This window comes from Pseudomonas sp. AU12215 (genome assembly GCF_001675465.2).
GTDB lineage: Bacteria > Pseudomonadota > Gammaproteobacteria > Pseudomonadales > Pseudomonadaceae > Pseudomonas > Pseudomonas nitroreducens.
Genome location: NZ_MACM02000168.1, coordinates 21,301 through 42,525 on the forward strand (window position 1 = coordinate 21,301; position 21,225 = coordinate 42,525).

General features: G+C 65.7%; 16 protein-coding genes. 5 read left to right on the plus strand and 11 right to left on the minus strand.

Annotation, left to right across the window (positions count from 1 at the left end):
• Nucleotides 1–36: 36 nt before the first annotated feature.
• From mrdA to A9513_RS27730, 5 genes are all read right to left on the minus strand, one after another.
• Nucleotides 37–1,929, minus strand: coding sequence for a penicillin-binding protein 2 (gene mrdA, locus A9513_RS27710; protein WP_065327899.1), 1,893 nt, complete (start codon nt 1,927–1,929; stop codon nt 37–39).
• Nucleotides 1,930–2,338: 409 nt separating this feature from the next.
• The gene (locus tag A9513_RS27715; RefSeq protein ID WP_065327900.1) at nt 2,339–3,238 is read right to left on the minus strand and encodes a DMT family transporter; all 900 of its coding nucleotides are present in this window, start codon (nt 3,236–3,238) and stop codon (nt 2,339–2,341) included.
• A gap of 50 nt (nt 3,239–3,288) precedes the next feature.
• Complete coding sequence (locus A9513_RS27720) at nt 3,289–4,557, minus strand: FAD-binding oxidoreductase (protein WP_065327901.1); 1,269 nt, start codon at nt 4,555–4,557, stop codon at nt 3,289–3,291.
• Nucleotides 4,554–5,645: a polyamine ABC transporter substrate-binding protein gene (locus tag A9513_RS27725; protein ID WP_065327902.1), complete on the minus strand. Its 1,092-nt coding sequence runs from the start codon at nt 5,643–5,645 to the stop codon at nt 4,554–4,556. The genes A9513_RS27720 and A9513_RS27725 overlap by 4 nt, the downstream gene beginning before the upstream one ends.
• A 66-nt stretch (nt 5,646–5,711) precedes the next feature.
• On the minus strand, nt 5,712–7,010 hold the full coding sequence (locus A9513_RS27730) for an FAD-binding oxidoreductase (RefSeq protein WP_065327903.1): 1,299 nt from the start codon (nt 7,008–7,010) through the stop codon (nt 5,712–5,714).
• Nucleotides 7,011–7,168: 158 nt separating this feature from the next.
• Between A9513_RS27730 and A9513_RS27735 the strand changes: the two genes are divergently transcribed.
• The gene (locus tag A9513_RS27735; RefSeq protein ID WP_065327904.1) at nt 7,169–8,077 is read left to right on the plus strand and encodes a LysR substrate-binding domain-containing protein; all 909 of its coding nucleotides are present in this window, start codon (nt 7,169–7,171) and stop codon (nt 8,075–8,077) included.
• Between the two features lie 7 nt (nt 8,078–8,084).
• Here A9513_RS27735 and A9513_RS27740 read toward each other — a convergent pair whose 3' ends face one another.
• The 3 genes from A9513_RS27740 to A9513_RS27750 all read right to left on the minus strand — a co-directional run bounded on the left by A9513_RS27740 (nt 8,085) and on the right by A9513_RS27750 (nt 11,671).
• Complete coding sequence (locus tag A9513_RS27740; RefSeq protein ID WP_065327905.1) at nt 8,085–9,185, minus strand: M14 family metallopeptidase; 1,101 nt, start codon at nt 9,183–9,185, stop codon at nt 8,085–8,087.
• A 107-nt stretch (nt 9,186–9,292) separates the two neighbouring features.
• Nucleotides 9,293–10,186: a LysR family transcriptional regulator gene (locus A9513_RS27745; RefSeq protein WP_065327906.1), complete on the minus strand. Its 894-nt coding sequence runs from the start codon at nt 10,184–10,186 to the stop codon at nt 9,293–9,295.
• A gap of 99 nt (nt 10,187–10,285) precedes the next feature.
• Complete coding sequence (locus A9513_RS27750) at nt 10,286–11,671, minus strand: APC family permease (protein ID WP_024765884.1); 1,386 nt, start codon at nt 11,669–11,671, stop codon at nt 10,286–10,288.
• Nucleotides 11,672–12,300: 629 nt separating this feature from the next.
• On the opposite strand from A9513_RS27750, the gene A9513_RS27755 reads away from it, so the two are divergent.
• Nucleotides 12,301–13,044 (plus strand): class I SAM-dependent methyltransferase, encoded by a 744-nt coding sequence (locus A9513_RS27755; protein ID WP_065327907.1) that lies wholly within the window; start codon nt 12,301–12,303, stop codon nt 13,042–13,044.
• A 92-nt stretch (nt 13,045–13,136) separates the two neighbouring features.
• Here A9513_RS27755 and A9513_RS27760 read toward each other — a convergent pair whose 3' ends face one another.
• From A9513_RS27760 to A9513_RS27770, 3 genes are all read right to left on the minus strand, one after another.
• Nucleotides 13,137–14,189, minus strand: a complete 1,053-nt coding sequence (locus tag A9513_RS27760; RefSeq protein ID WP_065327908.1) for a DUF2235 domain-containing protein — start codon at nt 14,187–14,189, stop codon at nt 13,137–13,139.
• Between the two features lie 541 nt (nt 14,190–14,730).
• A complete protein-coding gene (locus A9513_RS27765; RefSeq protein WP_065327909.1) occupies nt 14,731–15,591 on the minus strand; it encodes an SDR family NAD(P)-dependent oxidoreductase in 861 nt (286 codons plus the stop codon).
• A 294-nt stretch (nt 15,592–15,885) separates the two neighbouring features.
• The gene (locus A9513_RS27770) at nt 15,886–16,749 is read right to left on the minus strand and encodes a GyrI-like domain-containing protein (RefSeq protein WP_065327910.1); all 864 of its coding nucleotides are present in this window, start codon (nt 16,747–16,749) and stop codon (nt 15,886–15,888) included.
• A 281-nt stretch (nt 16,750–17,030) separates the two neighbouring features.
• Between A9513_RS27770 and A9513_RS27775 the strand changes: the two genes are divergently transcribed.
• The 3 genes from A9513_RS27775 to A9513_RS27785 all read left to right on the plus strand — a co-directional run bounded on the left by A9513_RS27775 (nt 17,031) and on the right by A9513_RS27785 (nt 21,078).
• Nucleotides 17,031–17,540 (plus strand): sigma-70 family RNA polymerase sigma factor, encoded by a 510-nt coding sequence (locus tag A9513_RS27775; protein ID WP_024765890.1) that lies wholly within the window; start codon nt 17,031–17,033, stop codon nt 17,538–17,540.
• Nucleotides 17,537–18,493: a FecR domain-containing protein gene (locus A9513_RS27780; protein WP_065327911.1), complete on the plus strand. Its 957-nt coding sequence runs from the start codon at nt 17,537–17,539 to the stop codon at nt 18,491–18,493. Before A9513_RS27775 ends, A9513_RS27780 begins: the two co-directional genes overlap by 4 nt.
• A 113-nt stretch (nt 18,494–18,606) precedes the next feature.
• Nucleotides 18,607–21,078 carry a TonB-dependent receptor gene (locus tag A9513_RS27785; RefSeq protein ID WP_065327912.1) on the plus strand — a complete coding sequence of 824 codons (2,472 nt, stop codon included), beginning with the start codon at nt 18,607–18,609 and terminating at the stop codon, nt 21,076–21,078.
• Nucleotides 21,079–21,225: the final 147 nt, after the last annotated feature.

A 21,225-nucleotide genomic window follows, 5' to 3' on the forward strand; every position in this document is an offset into this window, starting at 1 on the left:
GGAGCCCAGACGCGCAGGCTGGGCTCCGGCAGGACATCAGGCGTGCTTGCCCGAAGCCGTCTCGGCCGGCGCCGCATACTGCGGCTTGAGCTTGCCATCCTGGTCGAGCAGCCAGGCATCCATGATCTCGCGCACCACCGGTCCGGCGACCCGGCCACCGGCTTCGCCGTTCTCGATGGTGACCGACACCACGATGGAAGGCGCGCTGGCCGGGGCGAAGCCGACGAACAAGGCGTTGTCGCGGTGGCGCTCCTGGGTTTTCAGGCGGTTGTAGCGCTCGCCCTGGCGGATCGCGACGATCTGCGCGGTGCCGCTCTTGCCGGCGATGCGGTACTGCGCGCCCTGCCCCGCGGCCCGAGCGCCGCCGCCCGGGTCGTGCATGACCAGCTGCATGCCATAGTTCACCGCGTCCCAGTCACGGGGGTCGCTCAGGTGGATGTCGGGCATGGGATGGGCATCGACAACGTCCTCGCCGCCCACCGACTCCGCCAGGCGCGGGCGGTGCCAGGCGCCCTTGCTGGCGATCAGCGCGGTCGCTTCGGCGAGTTGCAGCGGCGTCACCTGCATGTAGCCCTGGCCAATACCGAGGATCACCGTCTCGCCGGGGAACCAGGCCTGGCGCCGGGTGGCGCGTTTCCACTCGCGGGACGGCATCAGGCCGGGGGATTCCTCGGCCATGTCGATGGACACCTTGCTGCCCAGCCCGAAACGCGTCAGGTAGTCGTGCATGCGGTCGATGCCGAGCTTGTGGGCGACGTCGTAGAAGTAGGTGTCGTTGGAGCGCTTGATGGCGGCGTCGAGGTCCACCCAGCCATCGCCGCTGTGGTTCCAGTTGCGGTACTTGTGATCGTAGTTGGGCAGTTGGAAGTAGCCCGGATCGAAGACCCGCGTGGCCGGGGTGATGGTGCCGGTATCCAGGCCAGCGATGGCTACCACCGGCTTGATGGTCGAGCCCGGCGAATACAGCCCGCGCAGCGCCCGGTTGAACAGCGGCCGGTCGATGGAATCGCGCAGCTCGGCGTACTGCGCCGAGCTGATGCCATTGACGAACAGGTTCGGGTCGAAGCTGGGGTTGCTGACCATCGCCAGCACCTGGCCGGTGTTCGGGTCCAGCGCTACCACGGAGCCGCGGCGATCACCCAGGGCCTTTTCGGCGGCGATCTGCAGGTCCACATCGAGGCCCAGCACGATGTTCTCGCCGGCCACCGGCGGCACCTTCTTCAGCACGCGCATGACCCTGCCCTGGGCGTTGGTTTCCACCTCCTCGTAGCCCACGTGGCCGTGCAGTTGCGGTTCGTAGAAGTGCTCGATGCCGGTCTTGCCGACGTACTCGGTGCCGCGGTACTCGGTGCTGTCCAGGCGGGCAGCCTCGCGCTCGTTGATCCGCCCGACGAAGCCGACCGAATGGGCGAAGTGCTCGCCGTATGGGTAGTGGCGGACGAATTCGGCATCCACATCGATGCCCGGCAGCTTGTAGCGATTGACCTCGATGAGGGCGATCTGCTCCTCGCTCAGCTCATGCAGCAGGGTGACTGGCTCGAAGGGGTGGCGGCTCTTCTTCAGGGCCTTGTCGCACTGCAGGCGTTGCTCGGGGCTCAGGTGAAGAATATCGGTGACCTGATCGAGCACCGCCACCGAGTTGCCGGCACGCTCGCGGGTCAGGGTGAGGTTGAAGCTCGGCAGGTTCTCGGCCAGCACCTTGCCAGTGCGGTCGAAGATCAGCCCGCGCTCCGGGGGAATCGGCAGCACGTGAATACGGTTGTTCTCGGAGACGGTGGCGTTGGTCGCGTAGTCGGTGACCTGGAGGAAGTACATCCTCGCCACCAGGGTCACGCTCATCAGGGCCACCAGCAGGCCGCAGGCGATCAGCCGGCGGTTGACCAGCGCCGACTCCTGCTGGTGGTCCTTGAGTTTGATCGGATCGTGCATCGGGATTCCAGAAGGCCCCATCGACCCTGCGGCAAGCGATTCGCCCCTGCCCATGCAGGGGGGCTTGCCGATCGATGCGGCCTGTTTGCAGCAAAACGGAAGAAACCGGTGTCGCCAGGCGCGGGACAATCACGCGGCACATGGCAGCTCGGCGCGCGATGGTACCAGACTGACGAGCCGGATTCTGACCGGTAGTCGAAGCACCTCCCAGGGGAAGTCGACGCCGATGGACGCTGCCGCAGCTCGCGATACTCCTCTGCAGGGTGAAGGCTATTGCGGGCCGAGCCCGCGATGGGCCAGCCAACGCACTCGGCCTGAGCAGAATCGCGCACAAGGTTCGCGGCGAGGAAAACCGAAGGCCGGACTCCATCCGCAGGAGCGCGCGGCGCCAAGTGCGAAGCGAGGAAAGTCAGACCACCGAGCCTTCCGGCGGCTGCTCCAGCACCGCCACGACCACCGCGCTGCCGACGATCAGCACGATGCCGATCAACGACAGCAGGCTGAGCACTTCGCCCCAGATCAGGTAGCCGAGCAGGCTCGCCCAGATGATGCTGGTGTAGGTGTAAGGCGCCAGGGTGGCCGCGTGGGCGCGGCGCACGGCGATGGTGAACAGCAGTTGGCCCAGCGTCGCCAGCAGGCCGAGGGCAAGCATCAGGCCGAGGTCCGGCAAACTCGGAGTGCTCCAGGAAAACGGCAGCGTGGTGCCGGTCACCAGCGTGCCGACCACGGTGAAATACAGCACCGTGGTGGTCGAGTCGTCGGTCTCGCGGATGCGTCGGATCTGGATCATCGACAGCGCGCCGAAGAAGGCACTGGCCACCAGCAGCGCCGGACCGACCAGGCTGGCTTCGGCATTGTCGGGCTTGACCACCATCAGCACGCCGAGGAAGCCGAGCACCGCCGCCAGCGCGTTGCGCGGCAGCAGGCGTTCGCCCAGCAGCAGCGGCGCCAGCACGATCACCAGCAGCGCCTCGGAATAGGCGATGGAGATGGCTTCGCTCAGCGGCACATAGGGCAACCCGGCGAAGAACAGCGCGGATGACCCGAGCAGCGTCACCGCACGAATGGTCTGCCCGCGTACGTCCAGTTGCCGCCAGCGCTGCACCAGCGGCCGCCCGCGCAGGCAGAGCAGGAAGGCCGGCAGCACGCCGAAGGCCATGCGGAAGAAGGTCACTTCGTTGGCCGGGTATTTCAGCGCCACGACCTTGGCCAGTGCATCCACCACGGCGAAGCAGAACATCGACAACAGCATCAGGCCCACGCTGCGCATGGCATGGCTGCGTGGGGCGACGAGGGTCAACTGGGGCATGTCGTGTTCTCCTTCCTGTTCGGGTGAATGTCCGTGGTGAATGCCGCGCTTCAGCGTGGGCTGAAGCGGCTGGCAAGGAACGGCGTCACCGGCACGCTGGTGACGACATCGCTGGCCTGCTCGGCGAGCAACTGGCCGGTGATGGCGCCGAGGGTCAGGCCGATATGGCCGTGGCCGAAGTTGTAGAACACCTGCGGCAGCCGCCGGGACGGGCCGAGCACCGGCATGCTGTCCGGCACCGAGGAGCGAAAGCCCATCCACTGCGACACCGGCTCGTGCTGCAGGCGCAGGAAGCGCCGCGCGCCACGGGTCAGGCAGCGGTAGCGCGCCGGGCTCGGCAGCGCTTCCAGTCCGGCGAACTCCACCGTGCCGGCCACCCGCAGGCCCTGTGCCATGGGCGTCATGTAGAAGCCGCCGGCGCCCCAGCACACCGGGCGATTGAGCACCTCGCCGGCATGGCCGAAGAGCACGTGGTAACCGCGCTCGGTGTCCTGCGGCACGGCATCGCCCAATTGCTCCACCAAGGTGCGCGACCAGGCGCCGGTGCACAGCGCCACGCGGTCGGCGGCCAGCCGCTCGCCGGTCGCCAGTTGCGCCTGCACTGCGTCCCGGCCCTGCCCGGCCAGTTCGAGTCCCAGCAGTTCGCCACGGCGGAACTCGCCGCCCATGGCCTGGAAACGTTCGAACAGGCGCAGGCTCAGCGCGTAGGGATCGAGCGTGCGGCTCACGCCCGGCAGCTCCACCGCGCAGCTGGCGCGGGCGTTGAGTGCGGGTTCCAGCTCGCGCAATTCACCGCCTTCGACGAAGCGGATCGGCACCTCGAAGCGCCGGTGGTAATCCACCATGGCCTGGGCGCCACCGCGTTCATGCTCCTCGAAGATGTACAGCGAGCCATCGTGGCGGATCAGATCATTGGCGCCGGCCGCATCGAACAACCCCTGCCACGCCTCCATGCACGGGCGCAGCAGGGTATTGAGATCGTGGCCGATGGCCTCCACGCGATCACGCCGCGAAGCCGCCAGGAACCGCAACAGCCACGGCGCGATGCGCGGCAGGTAGGCCGGGCGGATCGCCAGCGGGCTGTCCGGGCGCAGCAACATGCCCGGCGCCTTGCGCCAGATGCCGGGCGTGGCCACCGGCTCCACCGAGTAGGTGGCGAAGGTGCAGGCGTTGCCGAATGACGTGGCCAGGCCCGGCGGATTGCGGTCCAGCAGGGTCACGCGGAAGTCGCGGCGTTGCAGTTGCAGCGCGGTGGCCAGGCCGACCACGCCGGCGCCGATCACCAGGGCGTGGCGGCGCAGGTCGTTGGGCTGGGTCATTTGCCGCTCATCACTCGGGTCCACAGGCGGGTGCTCATGCGCATCCCGGAGGGCGACAGGGTCTTGATCGGGAACAGGGTGTCGAGCACTTCCTGCGGCGGATAGACGGCCGGATTCGCACGCAGTTCCGGCTTCACGTACTGGCTCGCGGCGGCGTTGCCGTTGGGGTACTGCACGGCGTTGGTGATGTTGGCGATCACCTCGGGCTGCAGCAGGTAGTTCATGTAGGCGTAGGCGTTGTCCAGGTGCGGTGCGCCCTTGGGGATCACCACGGTGTCCACCGCGATGGTGCTGCCTTCACGCGGCAGGCTGTAGCCGATCTTCACGCCGTTGCCGGCCTGCTGGGCAGCAGTCATGGCCTGCAGCACGTCGCCGCTGAAGCCGATGGCGACGCAGATGTTGCCGTTGGCCAGGTCGCTGACGTACTTGGACTGGTGGAAGTAGCGGATCGACGGGCGGATCGCCTGCAGCGCCGCCTCGGCCGCCTTGAAGTCGTCCGGGTTCTGGCTGGCCGGGTCGCGGCCGAGCACCTTGAGGGTAATGGGCACCATCTGGGTGGCGTTGTCGATCACCGCGATGCCGCACTGGGCGAGCTTCTCCGCGTTCTTCGGATCGAACAGCAGCTGCCAGCTGCGGGTGACGTCGGTGTTGCCGAAGAGGGCCTTGATCCTGTCCTCGTTGTAGCCGATGCCCACGGTCACCCAGAGGTAGGGAATGGCGTAGCGGTTACCCGGGTCGCTGACCTCGAGGATCTTCATCAGCTTGGGGTCGAGGTTGTTCCAGTTGGGCAGCTTGCTCTTGTCAAGTTCCTGGATGGCGCCGGCCTTGATCAGCCGCGGCAGGAAGTGGTTGGACGGGCTGGCCAGGTCGTAGCCGCTGGCGCCGGTCATCAGCTTGGCTTCGGTGGTCTCGTTGCTGTCCACCAGGTCGTAGGTGGTCTGGATGCCGGTCTGCTTCGTGAAGTTCGCCAGGGTGTCGTCGGCGATGTAGCTGCTCCAGTTGGCGATGGTGACGGTCGGCGCCGCCTGGGTGGTGCCAGCCAACAGCGACAGGGCCAGGCCTGCCAGGGTCATGTGACGGTTGATCATGCTGCCCTCGGTTGTTGTTCTTGGAGATGGTCTTTCTGGATGGTCGTGCGTGGGTAAAGCGATGAATCAGGCCTCGGCTCGCGCGCGGCGCACCTCCCAGGCCATGCGCAGCGAAGCGCCGATATCGAAGAACGGGCTGGGCGGCAGGTAGCCGGGAGTCGCCTGCGCCAGCACATCGGCCAGCACCGGCGAGCTTCCCCCTGTCGCCATCTCCACCAGCAGGCGCCCCCACAGGGTGCCGCGCGCCACGCCAGAGCCGTTGCAGCCGGCCACGGCATGCAGGCCCTGGTCGACGCGAGCGAAATACGGTTCGCCGGAGCGGGTGCCGCTCAGGTGGCCGGTCCAGCTGTAGGCGAGGTCGGCGTCGACGATGCCGGGGAAACGCTTCTGCAAACCGATGAGATGGCGGCGACGGCGCTCGGCCAGCGCGCGGTTGTCGAGGTCGCGATGGCGGTACTCGACGGTGTTGCGGATCAGCAGTCGGCGCCCCGGCAGCAGGCGCACGGTGCCGCCACCGGGCAACGGCGCGAGCACGCCCCACTGACGCTCGCCGAACAGCGACTGCCAGCGTGGCTCATCCAGCGGGCGGGTGATGCTGGCGCTGAGTTCCAGCGGGAAGGCGCCGCTGTCGTGCAGGCCGGCGCGGGCGATGAATGCGCCCAGGCAGACCAGCACCTGCGAAGCCTGGACTTCGCCCTGGGCGGTGCGTGCCACCCAGCCCTGGCCGCTGCGGCGCAGGTCGGTCACGCCGCTCTGCTCGAAGATCTCCACCGACGCCGGCAGGCTGTCGGCCAGGCCCTTCACATAGCGCGCAGGTTGCAGCAGTGCGTTGCCGCCGGCGCAATGAATGGCCCGCGCATAGAACGCGCTGCCGAGCCGTTGCTCCAGGGCGGCGCCCTCGTAGTAGCGAGCGTTGGCGCCCACCGAGGCCAGCGTGGCGAGGATGCCGTCGATATCGCCCAGATGCTCGGCGCAGTGAGCGGCGAAGTGATAGCCGTCGTCGTAAAGCTCGCAGTCGATGTTCAGTTCAGCGATGCGCTGGCGGACCTCCTGCGCTGCCGCGATGCCGATGCGCGAGGCCACCTGGTAAGCGGCATGGCCGGGTTGCCCCAGGCGTTCGCCGGCCGCCGGCAACTCGTGGGCGACGACGAAACCGGAGTTGCGCGCGGAGGCGCCCTGGGCGATGCGCTGGCGCTCCAGCAGCACCACGCGCTGTTGCGGAAAGCGCGCAGCCAGTGTGTGAGCGGCGGACAACCCGGTGATGCCGCCGCCGATGATCAGCCAGTCCGCCCGCTGGGTTGCACTCAGCGTCGGCCGCGCGGGCAACTCGCCCGCCAGGGCGATCCAGCCGCAGTGATTGTTCATTGCCCGGCACTCCTTCACAATCCATGCGCCGGGCGTATCCAAGCGATTTCCCCAATGGCGCGTCATGGCCAGAATCTACGGGCAGCAGCGCTGGTCGCACCAACGCTCATTTTTCATCCTTGTATTCGCAAAACGCATAGATTGTGGAGGGACGGTTCATGGACAAACTGCTGCGCGTTCCCTCCCTGCAGGCACTGCAGGCGCTGGTGCAGGTCGCCGAGTCCGGCAGCTTCACAGCGGCCGCGCTACAGCTGCACCTGACCCAGAGCGCCATCAGCCGGCAGGTCCAGCAACTGGAGGAGTACTACCGTGTGCCGCTGTTCGACCGCACCAGCCGCAAGGTGGCGCTGACCGACGCCGGCCGCGAGGTATACACGGTGGCCGAAGGCATGCTGCAGCAGTTGCTGCGCCTGGAGGAACGCCTGGTGCCGGCCTCGGCGGACCGGCCTTTCCGCATCCGCATCTTCGTCTCGCTGGCGGTGCGCTGGCTGCTGCCGCGCCTGAGCTCCTTCTACTCGCGGCACCCGGAGCTGTGCCTGTCCATCGAGACGGTGGGCGGCGAAGTGGTGGACGACGGCGGTGACTGCGACGCCTACGTGCTCTACCTGCCCAGCGGCAGCGACCCCCAGGGCCGTGCGCTGACGCCGCTGTACGACGAATACCTGATCCCGGTCTGTGCCCCGCGCCTGGACGACGGCCAGGCGCCGCCGCGCTCACTGGAGGAACTGGCCCGCCACCCGCTGATCCACGCCTCCAGCGGCGGCCTGGAATGGCCGCAGTGGCTGCGCGCGCAGGCCGCGCCACCACCGGCGCAGTTCAAGCACATGCTGTTCAACCTCGACGACCTGGCGCTGGACGCCGCCACCCGCGGCCTGGGCGTGGCCATGACCGACCGCATGCTGGCCCACGACGCCCTGCAGCGTGGCGACCTCATCGTGCCTTTCGGCGAAGCACTGAAGACCGGCGGCCGCTACGCCCTGTGGCTGCGCGACAGCGGCGCCGCCCACCCGGCCTGCCAGGCGGTGCTCGACTGGTTCGAGGAGCAGCGCAACCCGTTGGAAGCTTGAGCCGAGTTCAGGCCAGCTCTCGTGGAATCTCGCTGCACAGGCCCTCCACCGCTTTCCAGGCAGTATCCCGCGCGCGAGTCAGTACGGCCTGTTTCCACTGGTCGGTGTCGACGTAGAAGGCATCGCGCAGCTGCTGCTTGATCCGTTGCGCCGTTGCCACCGGCGCACCGGGGTTGCGGTGCAGCCACTGGTCCGCGCGCAGCGCTTCGAGCACTTGCGAACCGGGCACGGTGCCGAACTCCAGGCTCATGGAGATCAGCAGCGCCTGCGGGCACTCCTCGAGTGCCGCGTGGACCAGCTTGCCGCTGAGCTTCACCGACACACTGTTGCCCTCCTCCGTGGAGCGCACCTCGTCGCCCCACCAGGCGCGGGCGCGGAGCAACGCTGCGGGGCGCGGATCACCCGAGTAGATGTACTCGCCGTAGCCGGTCGGGCCGAGGCCGGTGTGCACGTCGATCCAGGCTATTTCGCGGCATTGCCGGCCATGCTGGCGCAGCACCTGGCGCACGGTGCGGTTGCTCCAGGTCGGCTGAGTGCCCGAGAAGAACAGCCCATCGGGATGACTCGCCTGGCCGGAGGAAATCGCCCGCTGCAATTCCCAGCGGCCATGGCGCAGTGCATAGCCGAGCAGCCGCAGGCGCCCCAACGGGCTCGGCCAGCGACGGGGCGCGAGTACCGCGTCCAGGCGCGCATAACCGGGGTTCTCCGGGGCCGCCTGGGTGAAGTCGCGGAAGTTGCGGTTGAGATCGACGTTCTCCTGGGTCCAGCGGCGCCACCAGGAAAAGCCGTAGGGGTTGGCGGCGTGCACGTAGAGCACCGCGCAGCCGTTGCGCAGCGCATGCTCACGCCATTGGGCGTCGGCCAGCAGAGCGCTCTGCACGCCGGAGCCGCAGAAGCCTTCGACGCCATGGCAACCACTGCTGATAATCAATAGCCGCTTCGCGTCGGACGCACCTTCGCGGGCGACGTCCACCGCCAGCGTCTCGCCATCGCGCCCGGTCAGCGGATGGACATGGGACTCCACCAGCAGGCCGGCGGCCGCGCAGGCATCGAGGAACCTGCTGCGCGCCTGGGCGTAGCTCTGGGAGAAATATGACGATGCATTCATGGAGACTCCGGCCGTTTCGGGTGGCATCTGGCGGCCGGCAGGATGCATCAGCGCGAAAGCGCGGAGTAATGATCTCTACACATGAGCATTGAAGCTGGTTATGCCGGTCAGATTTGCGCGGTGTTGAACGCCGTCACCATTTCCTCGGCCAGCAACCGGGCTTCGCGGGTCATCAACTCCTGCGGGCGAGTGACCATGGAAATGCTCGCCACCGGCGTGGCTTCGGCGATCTGCAGTGGCACCAGCACTTGCGCCACCATCGGCAACTGCAGCATGCGCTGCGACCAGAAGCTCACCGCGTCGGTGCTGGCCGCCAGTTCGAGGTAGAGCAGCGAGGAAGAACATTCGGTGATGCGCTGGGGCGGCGCCACCTCGCGTTCACGGAAAAACTGCCCGGCCAGGGCGACTTCCAGCGGGTCGGACAACAGCCACTCCTGGTCCAGCAGTTCGTGCAGCGAGCGAGCCCCCGCCAGGGGATGCCCTTTGCGCACCGCCAATGCCGAAGGCTGCGGTGCCAGTTCGTACCAGACCTGCCCGTCGGCGGCGTCCTGCACCGGTTGGGTGGTCAGCACCAGGTCCAGCCGGCCTTCCTTCAGCCCTTCGAAGAGCTGCACCGAGCGCAGCTCGAAGATTTGCAGCTGCACATTCGGGTGCAGCTCGCGGTAGCGCTTGAAGCAGTTGGCAAAGGCGCGATTGGGCGTCACCGGCGACACGCCGATAGCCACGCGGCCGGCCATCTCGCCCTTGAGCGTATCGATCTCGTCGCGCGCGCGGCGCACTTCCTCGGTGACCAGCCGGGCCATGCTGACCAGCCGCTCGCCGTAGGCCGTGACCGTCACACCACGATTCGAGCGCACCAGCAGCGGCACGCCCAGCTCGCCTTCGAGCTCCTTCACTGCCTTGGACAGTGACGGCTGGGTGACCTCCAGCAGACGCGAGGCCTCCTGCAGGCTGCCGCTTTCGGCGATGGTGCGCAGGGCGCGCAGTTGATGCAGTTTCATGGCGCGATCCCGCCCGCTTCTCGAATTCGCGCCACCTTAACCAGTATCGGCTTCGCTTGAAAGAAGCCGGGGCCAGCCCGGCTTCGATCCGACCGACGATCACTCCGCCATGTTCAGGTCCGGCAGCTGCTGCTGGAACATCCGCGTGGCGCTGGCCAGGCAGATGAACCCCAGGCACATCCAGCCGAAGCCGATCAGGAAGGACATCCCCGACAGGCTCGACCAGAGCCAGATGGTGCTGAGGAAGCCCAGGGCCGGCAGCGCCCCGTAGCGCAGGTAGTTGCCCTTGCCGGTGAGGCGCTCATCGATCAGGTAGTGCTTGATCACCGCCAGGTTGACCGCCGAGAACGCGAAGAGCGCGCCGAAGCTGATCATGTTGGCGACGGTATCCAGGGTGACGAACAGGGCGATCAGCGACAGCAGGCTGATCAGGATGATCGCATTCGCCGGCACGCGTTTCTTCGTCACCAGCTTGCCGAATACACGGGGAATCGCCCCGTCCCGGCCCATGGCGAAGAGCACGCGGGAGACGCTCGCCTGGGACACCATCGCCGAGGCGAAGCAGCCCGCCACGTAGGTCGCGGTGAAGAAGGTCACCAGCCACTCGCCGCCGATCCGGCGCAGCACGTCGAGCGCCGCGGAATCGGCATCGGTGAGCGCCTGCCACTCGGGGAACACCAGTTGGCCGAAGTAGGCCATGACGATGAACAGCACGCCGCCGATCAGGGTTACCAGCATGATCGCTGCGGGAATCTGCCGGCGCGGCTCCGGGGTTTCCTCGGCCATGGTCGAGACGGCATCGAAGCCGAGGAAGGACAGGCACAGTACCGCCGCACCGGACATCACCAGCGGCAGGCTGAAGTGCTCGTCATAGAACGGCTGGACCAGCGCCACCGGCTCCGCCTGGGCACCCAGGTGGCTCAGCGAGAGCGCAATGAACACCACCACGAAAACCATCTGCGCGACGATCAGCACCCAGTTGACCCGGGTGATCGACTCGATGCCGACGAGGTTGAGCAGGGTCACCAGCGCGATGGACCCGAGTATCCACACCGACAGCGGCACGGAGGGGAAGTAGTCGGTCATGTAGATGCCGATCAGCAGGTAGCTCAGCAACGGCAGGAAGATGTAGTCCAGCAGCAGCGTCCAGCCCGCCATGAAGCCGAACGCTGCGCCGAAGGTCTTGCGCGTATAGCTGTAGACGGACCCCGAATACGGGTGCGCCTGCACCATGCGCCCATAGCTGTAGGCAGTCAGCAGCATGGCCGCAAGGGTGAAGAGATAGGCTGTTGGCAGATGCCCCTTGCTCATCCGGGTCACCAGGCCGTAGGTGGTGAAAACGGCCAGCGGCACCATGTAGGCGAGGCCGAACAGCACCAGCGCCGGAATCCCCAGCGACTTGCGGAAACTGCGCGACGACGGCGATGGGGTATGGGCTGGATGGGCAGGCAAGGACGTAGCGGAAGCGCTTGTTGTTTTTTTCATGGCTGACTCATGGACTGCGAGCCTCTGGGCTCGTTGGACTGGAACGGCGCGATGCCGGTCGAGGCTTCCTGCGCAGCGGTCGGATGCCCGATTACCTCAGCCGAAGCCAAGCCTCGGGCAGCCGCTGCCGGAGGAACTCAGCGGGGGTCGATCGGGGCGGCCCGACAAGCGTGCGGGGCCAGGGAAGCCGGGAGGCGGTGCATGGCAGCAGCCCCCTCCCGCAGTGCGAGCCGAGGGGCGCCGCCCAGTGCGTCATCGATGAATGTCCGTGCTGCAAAACACTGCCGCCACTCGTTGAACGCTTGCACCTGGGCACTCCTGCTGGCCGCCTCGAAGGACGTTGTTGTTGGAATGGGGCGGCATGGTGCTTCAGCTTTTCGCCGAGGAAAATTAGTAAAAATATTTTCGCGGCCAATGAAAAAAATGGCCGTGCATTGCGGAGCCGGCGACCGGCTCCGCTGTCGGACGGGGTGGCTGGCCGTCAGCCCGGGCAACCCGGTCCAGGCGCCGGACGCTCGCCATGACACCTGCCTCGTCGACCACGCCAGTCCGATTTCCGCGGGGATCGGCCACGGCTGATGTACCATGCCGCGCCCAAACCTGCGGCGAATCCCTTTCCCTGGCTGCCTATGTCCTCCAACGCGCTGTACACCGACCTGTCCTCCTACTACGACCTGATGTGCGCCGACATCGACTACCAGGCGCAGAGCCACTGCGTGCGCCGCCTGCACCAGCTGTTCGGCAACCGGGGGCACAGGCACCTGGACCTCGCCTGCGGAACCGGGCCGCACGTGCGCCACTTCCTCGACGTCGGCTACCAGAGCGCCGGCCTGGACATTAACCAGCCGATGCTGGACATCGCCCGGCAGCGCTGCCCCGAGGCGCACTTCAGCCGGCAGGACATGGCCAGCTTCCACGTCGACGAGCCGCTGGACCTGATCACCTGCTTCCTCTACTCGATCCACTACAACCCCGGCGTGGAACAGCTTCAGGCATGCCTTTCGAGCGTGCACGATGCACTCGCAGACGGCGGCGTGTTCTGCTTCAACAGCGTGGACAAGGGGCAGATCGACAACCGCTCCTTCGTGCGTCATTCGGTCGAGCACGAGGGTAGCCAGTTCACCTTCGGTTCCGGCTGGTACTACAGCGGCGCGGGCGAGCGCCAGGCCTTGCGCCTGAGCATCGAGAAGACCAGCGCCGGCGACACCCAGGCCTGGCAGGACGAACACGCGATGGTCGCGGTGACCTTCGCCGAGTTGCAGCGGCTGCTGGAGCCGCTCTTCGAGGTCCAGGTCTTCGAGCACGACTACGAACGGATCACGCCGTGGGCCGGCAGCTCAGGCAACGCGCTGTTCGTCTGCGTGAAACGCTAACGCGGGCCATGATATTCGCCGCGGCGTGAGCGACTGTGCCGGCCGCTCGACGAAGAACACGCAACCACGCCACCGGCCAGCGTGGCTGATCGTCAGCGGATCTTGCCCACCGGCGTGAAGTTGCCGGTGAGATGGCCGCCCACCGGGTTCTTCGGCTTGTACTGGGCATCGTGCTTGAGGCGGTCCTCCACGCTGGGATCGATCGCCTCCTGGCCGAAGGGCGTGTTGCCGATATCCCGGTAATACGGCGGGGTGAGCTGGCTGTAGGCGCCGCCCAGGAATTCCTTGTAGGAGTTGGTGATGGGCTGGGTGGTCGTGGGCAGGCTCGGGGTCTTGCCGGTATCCACCGCCAGGCCGCATTCGATCGCCTTGTTGAGCATCCACACCAGGGCGATATCCGACAGGTTGTTGTCTGCGTAGCCACCGCCGATATTGGCGTGCGCACCGGAGAACCAGACCTGCTCCACGCGCTGGTTGGGCTTGCTCTTCGGGTCCCACAGCGTGCACTGATAATTCTTGCGCCACTCGTCGATGGCCAGCGCCTGGAATGCGTTGTGGACGATCGAGCTGAGCTCGGTGTCATGGAACTCGTAATAGGCCTTGTTGAACCAGTCGAAGGATTCCAGCGGCACACCCAGGGCGCCCACGGTATCCCAGATGCCGAGCATGTGGATGGAGATCACCCGCGAGAAATTGTCCCTGAACAGCTTGGCACTGTCGGAATCCGCACCCTCGTCGCGGGTCCGGTACAGGCCGTAGGCTTCGTTGGTCAGGTCGATGTGCTCGGGCTTGAGCAGGCCGGCATTGCGGATCAGCCCCACCAGGCTGCGCGCCGTATAGGCCCCACGGCTGAAGCCGAACAGGTAGATCTGGTCACCGGCCTCGTAGGTCGTGACCAGTTGCCGGTAGCCATCGAGGATCTTCTCGGAAAGCCCCACGCCGAATGCCCCGCCGGCGAGACGGTCGTACCACGCGGTGCCGACACCCTTGTCGTACCACTTGTCCTGCGTCGTGCCGTCCTTGTCGGTGGGCAGGATGGATGCATGCAGCTTCCACACATTGGTGCTTTTACTGCCCTTGATCTCGGACTTCGCATCCGGCGTGTTCCAGGTTCCGTCGAAGGAAATGATGATTTTCTTGGGCATGCCTTTTCTCCAACGCCAGTCGCTCTGGCTGCTTGAAACTTCCCGCTCCGTTGCTGCTTTCGCAGGCGAGATTCAAACCGGAAACACGAGTGGAGAAGGCCCTCGCAAGAATGCACGACGGATGACTTTTCATTCTGAGCAAAGGTCCGAAGCCCCTTCGACGGTATCGCCCTCGATGGGCAACTGTAGTAGCCCGTCGACAGAGCTGCATCGCCGTACGGCGGACTGCGATTGCGGGCGATCCTGGAGGGCTGAGCTGACTTGCGCGCAGCGACGAGCAGCAGCGACCAACCCGTCCTGATGCCGGTTGACCATAGGGTTGGGCCCGGCATCCTGAAGCTCCTGCTCGATCGCACTGTCTGCAAGGTGCGGGCTGATCGAAACTGCAAGCCCGACAGACAGGATCAGCATTGAGCCGGCAGCGGCCGCCGCGGGTGAAACACAGTCTCCCCAGGTGCAGGCCATACTCAGGGCGCGCCTGACGCCGCTGGAGAAAAAAGCCCAGGGTAATCTGGGCCTTTTATCCTTCCGATGACAGGTTTCAGTTGCCCAGGCGCTGCACAGCTCCCGGGTCGATATCGGCATTGCCGTTGCGGGCACGCTCTTCGGCCAGGCGCGCGCCTTCGGCGGCAGTGAGCGCGAAAAGGCGCTCAGGGTCGGTGCTTCGCAGGTGCAGGGCGAGCTTCTCGGTACCCTCCGCCACCTCTATGCTGCGCAGACCGGCCGCCAGTCCCTCGACAATGCGCCGCGCGGCTTCGTCGGCAGGCATGCCGTTATCGATATTGACGTCGGAGCGACCGCGACGGGCACCGTCGCCACCCAGTGCGTTGACGGCCACGCCGGTGCGCACCGAACCAGGCAGGATCACGCTGACCCTGATGCCATGGGCCTGTTCGACTTCGGCGCGCAAGGCTTCGAAGTAGCCGATTACGGCATGCTTGGCAGCGCAGTAGCCGGTACGCAATGGGGCACCGACCTTGCCGGCCACGGAGCTGACAACGGCCAATTGGCCACTCCCCTGAGCGACCAGACGCGGCAGCAACTGCTGGGTCAGGGCCACCGGAGCCAGGTAGTCGACTTCCATCAGCTCGCGGTAAACCTCGAAGCGGGTATCCAGGGCCAGGCTACGCTGGCTGATGCCGGCGTTGTTGATCAGGCAGTCGATACGACCCTGCCAGGCCCAGGCCTTCTCCACCACCTGTGGCAGCACGGCATAGTCGGTGCTTTCGAAGGGCAGGACCAGGGCACGCTGCGGCGCCTGCTCGGCAACGGCCTGCAGCGCGGCTTCGCGCCGCCCGGAGAGGATGACGCACGCGCCCTGCTGCAGCAGCAGGCGCGCCAGCGCCTCGCCAATGCCGGAGGATGCCCCGGTGATCCAGACCACTTGGTGATTGAAAGTCATGTGCCACTCCTTCTGTTGGGTAGCCGCAGTCTAGTGTGCGCCGTGCCGCTCACCCCATGTCCGAGCCGGCCAAAGCGCTGGCCCCAGGGCCATGAATAAGTTCGCCGGTTGTCGCTGCACTCCAGGATGCCGGCTGCAGATGATCGTCGGGCGCAAGGCGCGGCGCTCATCGTCGATCACCTTGAATGCTTGATCGTCCACTGGCGGTAGCGAACGCTTGTCGTCAGCGCGACCGGGCAGCACAAAGTGCCGCCGTCACGAATGCCTCGGACGCCGGCAAAGTGCGAGCGAGTGCTATTGCAGCGGGATGTAGATATCCGTCTGCCATTCTTCCAGCGGCGTCTCAGGAAAGACGCTCAGGTAGTGGAAGAACAGCGGGTGGTCACGGAGTTCTTCGTTACTGCCAGGCAGCCAGTCGCGATAGACCGGATAGATGCTCTCGCCGATGTGATCCGGCGAGCCGACGTGGCGAACGACCACACAACGACCACCGGGAATGACCAGCTCGCGTACGCCGTAATCGTTTGACGCGACGGCTTCGCCGATCTCGCCGCAGATGTCGAAGCGAAACTGTTCCGTTGGTGTTGTGTCGGGGTTGCCGTAGGGAATGCCGAAAGTGCGGCTCGCGTCTACTGGCGACTGCCCGCTACCCATGCGCCACCGAATGAACTGGCGCACGCTCTCGTCGAGCTGTGCGGGAGGCCCGCAGTGTTCGAGGGCGGCGACCCGGACCTCAGCGAAATCGACGATACGTACCTGCATAGTGATGCTCCTGGAAAAATGGGGAATGGCGAAAACCGCATGCCAGGTCTGCCAATTCGGCTGCTGCCGGAAGGCACTGGGCGCCATGCCGAAGTCCCGCCGAAAGGCCCGGCTGAATGCCTCTGGGCTGTCAAAGCCGGCGTCGAGCGAGGCATCCATTACCGAGTATTCCGCACCAGACACCAGGCGATGCGCCGCGCGTCGCAGGCGCATCAGTTGCACATAACGCGCGACAGGCACACCTACGTAGGCTGTGAATTGCCGGTGGAAGTGAAACGCCGAGAAATGCGCCACCTCGCTCAGCGTTTTCACCGAAAGGTCACCCTCGAGGTGCCCATCGATGTAAGCAAGCACGGAATCGAAGCGTTTGGCGTAGGCAGTCGGAATATCGGGCACCGGATGGAAGCTCCTGGTTATGCGGTCGGCGACAGAATCACCCAATCCGCAGTGGGCGCACCTAGCCGGATTTGCTCAGGTTACCCCCACGGCCGTCTCCGTCACCCGACTTTCCACCCTCATGGCAACGGCAGCCATGAGGGCTTGCAGGCGAGGAAAACGGCTGTGCGGGGCACTTCCTGCTAGAAGCAGACGCTCCCCAGCCGGCAGTTTTCAAGCATTGCCACATCCCGTATGATTGATAACGATTGTCGTTTGCAAATTGTTCTTGGGGGATTGCAATGCAGGGAGATTCGTCGCTGCAATCGGTAGGGATGCTGTACCGCGACCATCACGGCTGGCTTCGCGGCTGGCTGCGCCAGCGCCTCAACGACTCCGCTGATGCGGCCGACCTGGCGCAGGACACCTTCGTGCGCGTGCTGATGGCCAAGAGCGCTGGGGTGATTCGCGAACCCCGTCACTACCTGCAGACCATCGCACGGGGACTGGTGATAGACCTGTACCGCCGGCGCTCACTGGAACGGGCCTATCTGGAAGCGCTGGCCCTGCTTCCCGAAGCGGTCCAGCCCTCCCTAGAAGAGCAGGCCCTGCTCCTCGAAGCGCTGACGGAAATCGACCGTATGCTCGATGGCCTGGGGCAAAAGACCCGGCAGGCCTTCATCCTGTCACAGCTGGAAGGACTGACCTACAGCCAGATTGCCGAGCGACTGGGCATCTCCATCCGCACCGTCAACAAATACATGGCCAAGGCCATGGAACACTGTTGCCTGGCGATGGTGCGCCTCTCGTGAGCGACGCCCTCATTCCGAATGAGCGCCAGGCCATCAGCGAAGCCGCGCGCTGGTATGCGCGACTCGCCAATGAGTCGACTGCAGCCAGCGATCAGCAAGCCTGGCAGCGCTGGCTGGCGGCCGACCCGATCAATCAGCGCGCCTGGCAGCGCATCGAGTCGGTGAACCGGCAGATGGCCCGGGTGCCGGGTCGCCTGGCTGCTGCAACACTGGCTTCGACCGGACAATCGAGGCGCCAGGTGCTGCGCAGTGTCGTGGTGCTCGCTTCGCTGGGCGGGCTGGCCACACTGGGTTGGCGCAGCGATACGCGCCAACGCTTCACTGCCGGCTACAAAACCGCAGTGGGTGAGCGCCGCACTTTCACCCTGGCGGATGGCAGCCAGATGCTGCTCAACACCGACAGCGCGGTGGATGTGCGCTTCGACGCGAACCAGCGCCTGATCATCTTGCGTGTCGGCGAGGTGCTGGTGAGCACCGCCAGCGACGCCCTCGACAGGCCATTTTTCGTCCAGAGCCCCGATGCCAGCGTACGCGCCCTGGGGACTCGCTTCACCGTGCGCAGCTGGAGCGGCGGCACCGATGTGGCGGTCCTGGAAAAAGCCGTTGAAGTGACTGTTCCGGGACAGCGCAACGCCCTGCGCCTGGAAGCAGGCCAGCACACCCGCGTCGCCTCCGGAGTCATCGGCCCCGTGCAGGCCAACAGCGCCTCGGTGGGCGCCTGGGAACAGGGCAGCCTGATCGCGCTCGACCGCCCGCTGGGAGAGTTACTGGAAGAGCTCGGGCGCTACCGCCATGGCTTGCTGAGGTGCGACCCACGCATCAGCAGCCTGCGCATTTCCGGAGCCTTCCCCCTGGATGACACCGACCTCGCACTGCGATCCCTGGAGCGCAGCTTCCCCGTCACGACGGTGTATCGCACGGGGTATTGGGTAACCGTGATTCCACGCAGCTGACGCCTTCGGGATGCCGGCGAAAAATAATTCTGAACACCGTGCACTTTCTTCGTCCCTGGTTCGGCTTTCCCGGCATCAGTGACCCACTTGGTCACCACTACCGGGGAGAGACCATGTTGTATCCGTTCGTTCGCCATCGGCTCGCCATCCAGGTGCAGGCCGCCCTCTTCAGCCTCGCCGTTGGGGGCGTATCCGCCATCCAGGCCGCAGAGCCGGTACCGACCGGTGCGGTGCAAAGCGTCCGGCAGTACGACATTGCCGCCGGCTCACTGACCGAAGTGCTCAGCCGCTTCGCCAGCGAGGCCGGGGCAGCGCTTTCGTTCGACGCCAGCAAGACTGCCAACCGGCACTCGGACGGCCTGCATGGCAGCTATTCCAGGGAGGCCGGGTTCGCCGCCCTCCTCGCCGGCACCGGCCTGCGCGCAATCGATCAGGGTGGCAGCTACGTGCTGGAGGAAATCCCGACAGCCCTGGAAATGAGCGACACGGTCGTTACCGGTCAGGGCCTGGGAGCGACGACGGAGGGCTCCGGATCCTACACATCCAACGAAGCCAGCATCGGTAAATCCACGCAGCGCCTCAGAGACATCCCGCAGTCGGTCACCGTCATCACACGCAAGGCGATGGACGACCAGCGCCTCGACACCCTGGACCAGGTGCTGGAGAAAACCACCGGCATCACCACCTATCAGAGTCCGTCCGGCGGTAAGTACATTTACTCGCGCGGCTTCGAGGTGGAGACCATCCAGTACGACGGCGTTCCGCTCGATCGCCGCTACTACGCCATCGGCAGCAGCTTCACCTCCGATACGTTGCTGTACGACCGCGTCGAAGTGCTGCGCGGTGCCAACGGCCTGCTGCAGGGCAGCGGCAACCCCGGCGCGGCGATCAACCTCGTGCGCAAACGTCCGAAGGCCGAGCCGTCGCTGTCCCTCACCGCCAGCGCCGGCTCCTGGGACACCTACCGGCAGAGCATCGATGCCAGTTCTCCGCTCACTGCCGACGGCAAGCTGCGCGGTCGCCTGGTGGCCGCCCACGAGGATCGGGACTACTTCTATGACACGGCGGAAAGCCGCAAGAACGTGCTCTACGGGATTCTCGAATACGACCTGACCGACGATACCAGGGTAGCCGCCGGCGCCAGCGTGGAAGACCTGCACTCGACACCGTCCTTCGGCGGCCTGCCGCGCAACAAGGATGGCAGCGCAGTGCACGCGGGCCGCTCCACCTTCACCGGCGCCGACTGGAACAAATGGAACAACAAGCAGACGACCTACTTCGCCGACGTCACCCATGACTTCAACGATGACTGGCGCCTGAATGCCTCGGGCAGCTACATCCGCGAGACCAACGACATCCTCTACAGCTTCGGCCGGGGGGCAGTCGACCCAGCCACCGGTGACGGCATGCAGTCACGCGCTTACCTGTACGACTTCGAAAACATCAACAAGGGCGCTGACATCAACCTCGCCGGCAAGTGGCGCGCCTTCGACCTGGAGCACCAGGTGGTGGTCGGCGCCAACGCCAGCGACCTGAAGACCGACGACCTGCAAGGCGGACTGCTCAACCTCGGGCCGATCAACATCTACGACCCGGTATCCCCGCGCGAACCAAGCGAAGAAGAGATGCTCAGCACCACCTATGCCGGCACCTCCAAGGGTCATATCCGCCAGAACGGCCTCTACGGCGTGGTGCGCTACAAGCTGGTCGAGCCGCTGACCCTGGTTCTGGGCGGGCGCACCAGCAACTACCAGTACGACTACGAGCTCACCCGCTTCACCACCTCCTCGCCCCCCCCGGCGCATTCGAAGGAAACCGGCGAGTTCACCCCCTACGGCGGCCTCATCTACGAGCTGAACAACCAGTGGTCGGCCTATGTCAGCTACACCGACATCTTCAAGCCGCAGACCGAGCTGACTCAGGATAGCGCCTCGCTCAAGCCCATTGAGGGTTCGAATTACGAGATCGGCCTGAAAGGCGAGCTGATGGAGGGCCGCGTGAACACCAGCTTCGCCATCTTCCGTGTGGACCAGGAGAACCGTGCGCAGTACGACTACGCCTCAGAGTGCGGGCAGAACGGCGAGGACAACTGCTACGTGGCCGGCGGCAAGGTTCGCGCCGAGGGCTTTGACGCGGAGATCAGCGGCGAAGTGCTCAGGGGCCTGCAGCTGTTCGCCGGCTATACCTATACCTCGACCAAGTTCCTCAACGATCCGGGCGACGGCACCTCATCTTCCGGCTCCACCTTCAACAGCTACACGCCGCGCCATCTCCTGCGCTTCTGGGGTGACTACAACCTGCCGGGAGCACTGAGCCAGTGGACCGTCGGCGCGGGCGCCAGCATCCAGAGCGAAAACTACAACACCAACTTCGGTGGCACCGGTGGCGTAGGCGATATCAAGCAGTCCGGCTACGCCATCTGGAACGCGCGCCTGGGCTACCAGATCAACAAGAACTTCAGCGTCGCCCTGAACGGCAACAACCTGTTCGACAAGAAGTACTACTCCTCCATCGGCTGGCTGAACGCGAGTAACCAGTACGGCGACCCACGCAACTACGCCGTCACCCTGAAAGCCGACTTCTGAGGTGCTTGCTTTGGACCGGTAGCCGCCTCTCAGCAGGGGCAGCTACCGGCCCAGGCCGTGTAAAAACGCAGCAAGTGATGGCAATAAACTGCCGGTGGATTTTCTCAGCGTCCAGAAGGCCGCCGGATGCCCTATCAGGCGCATTCG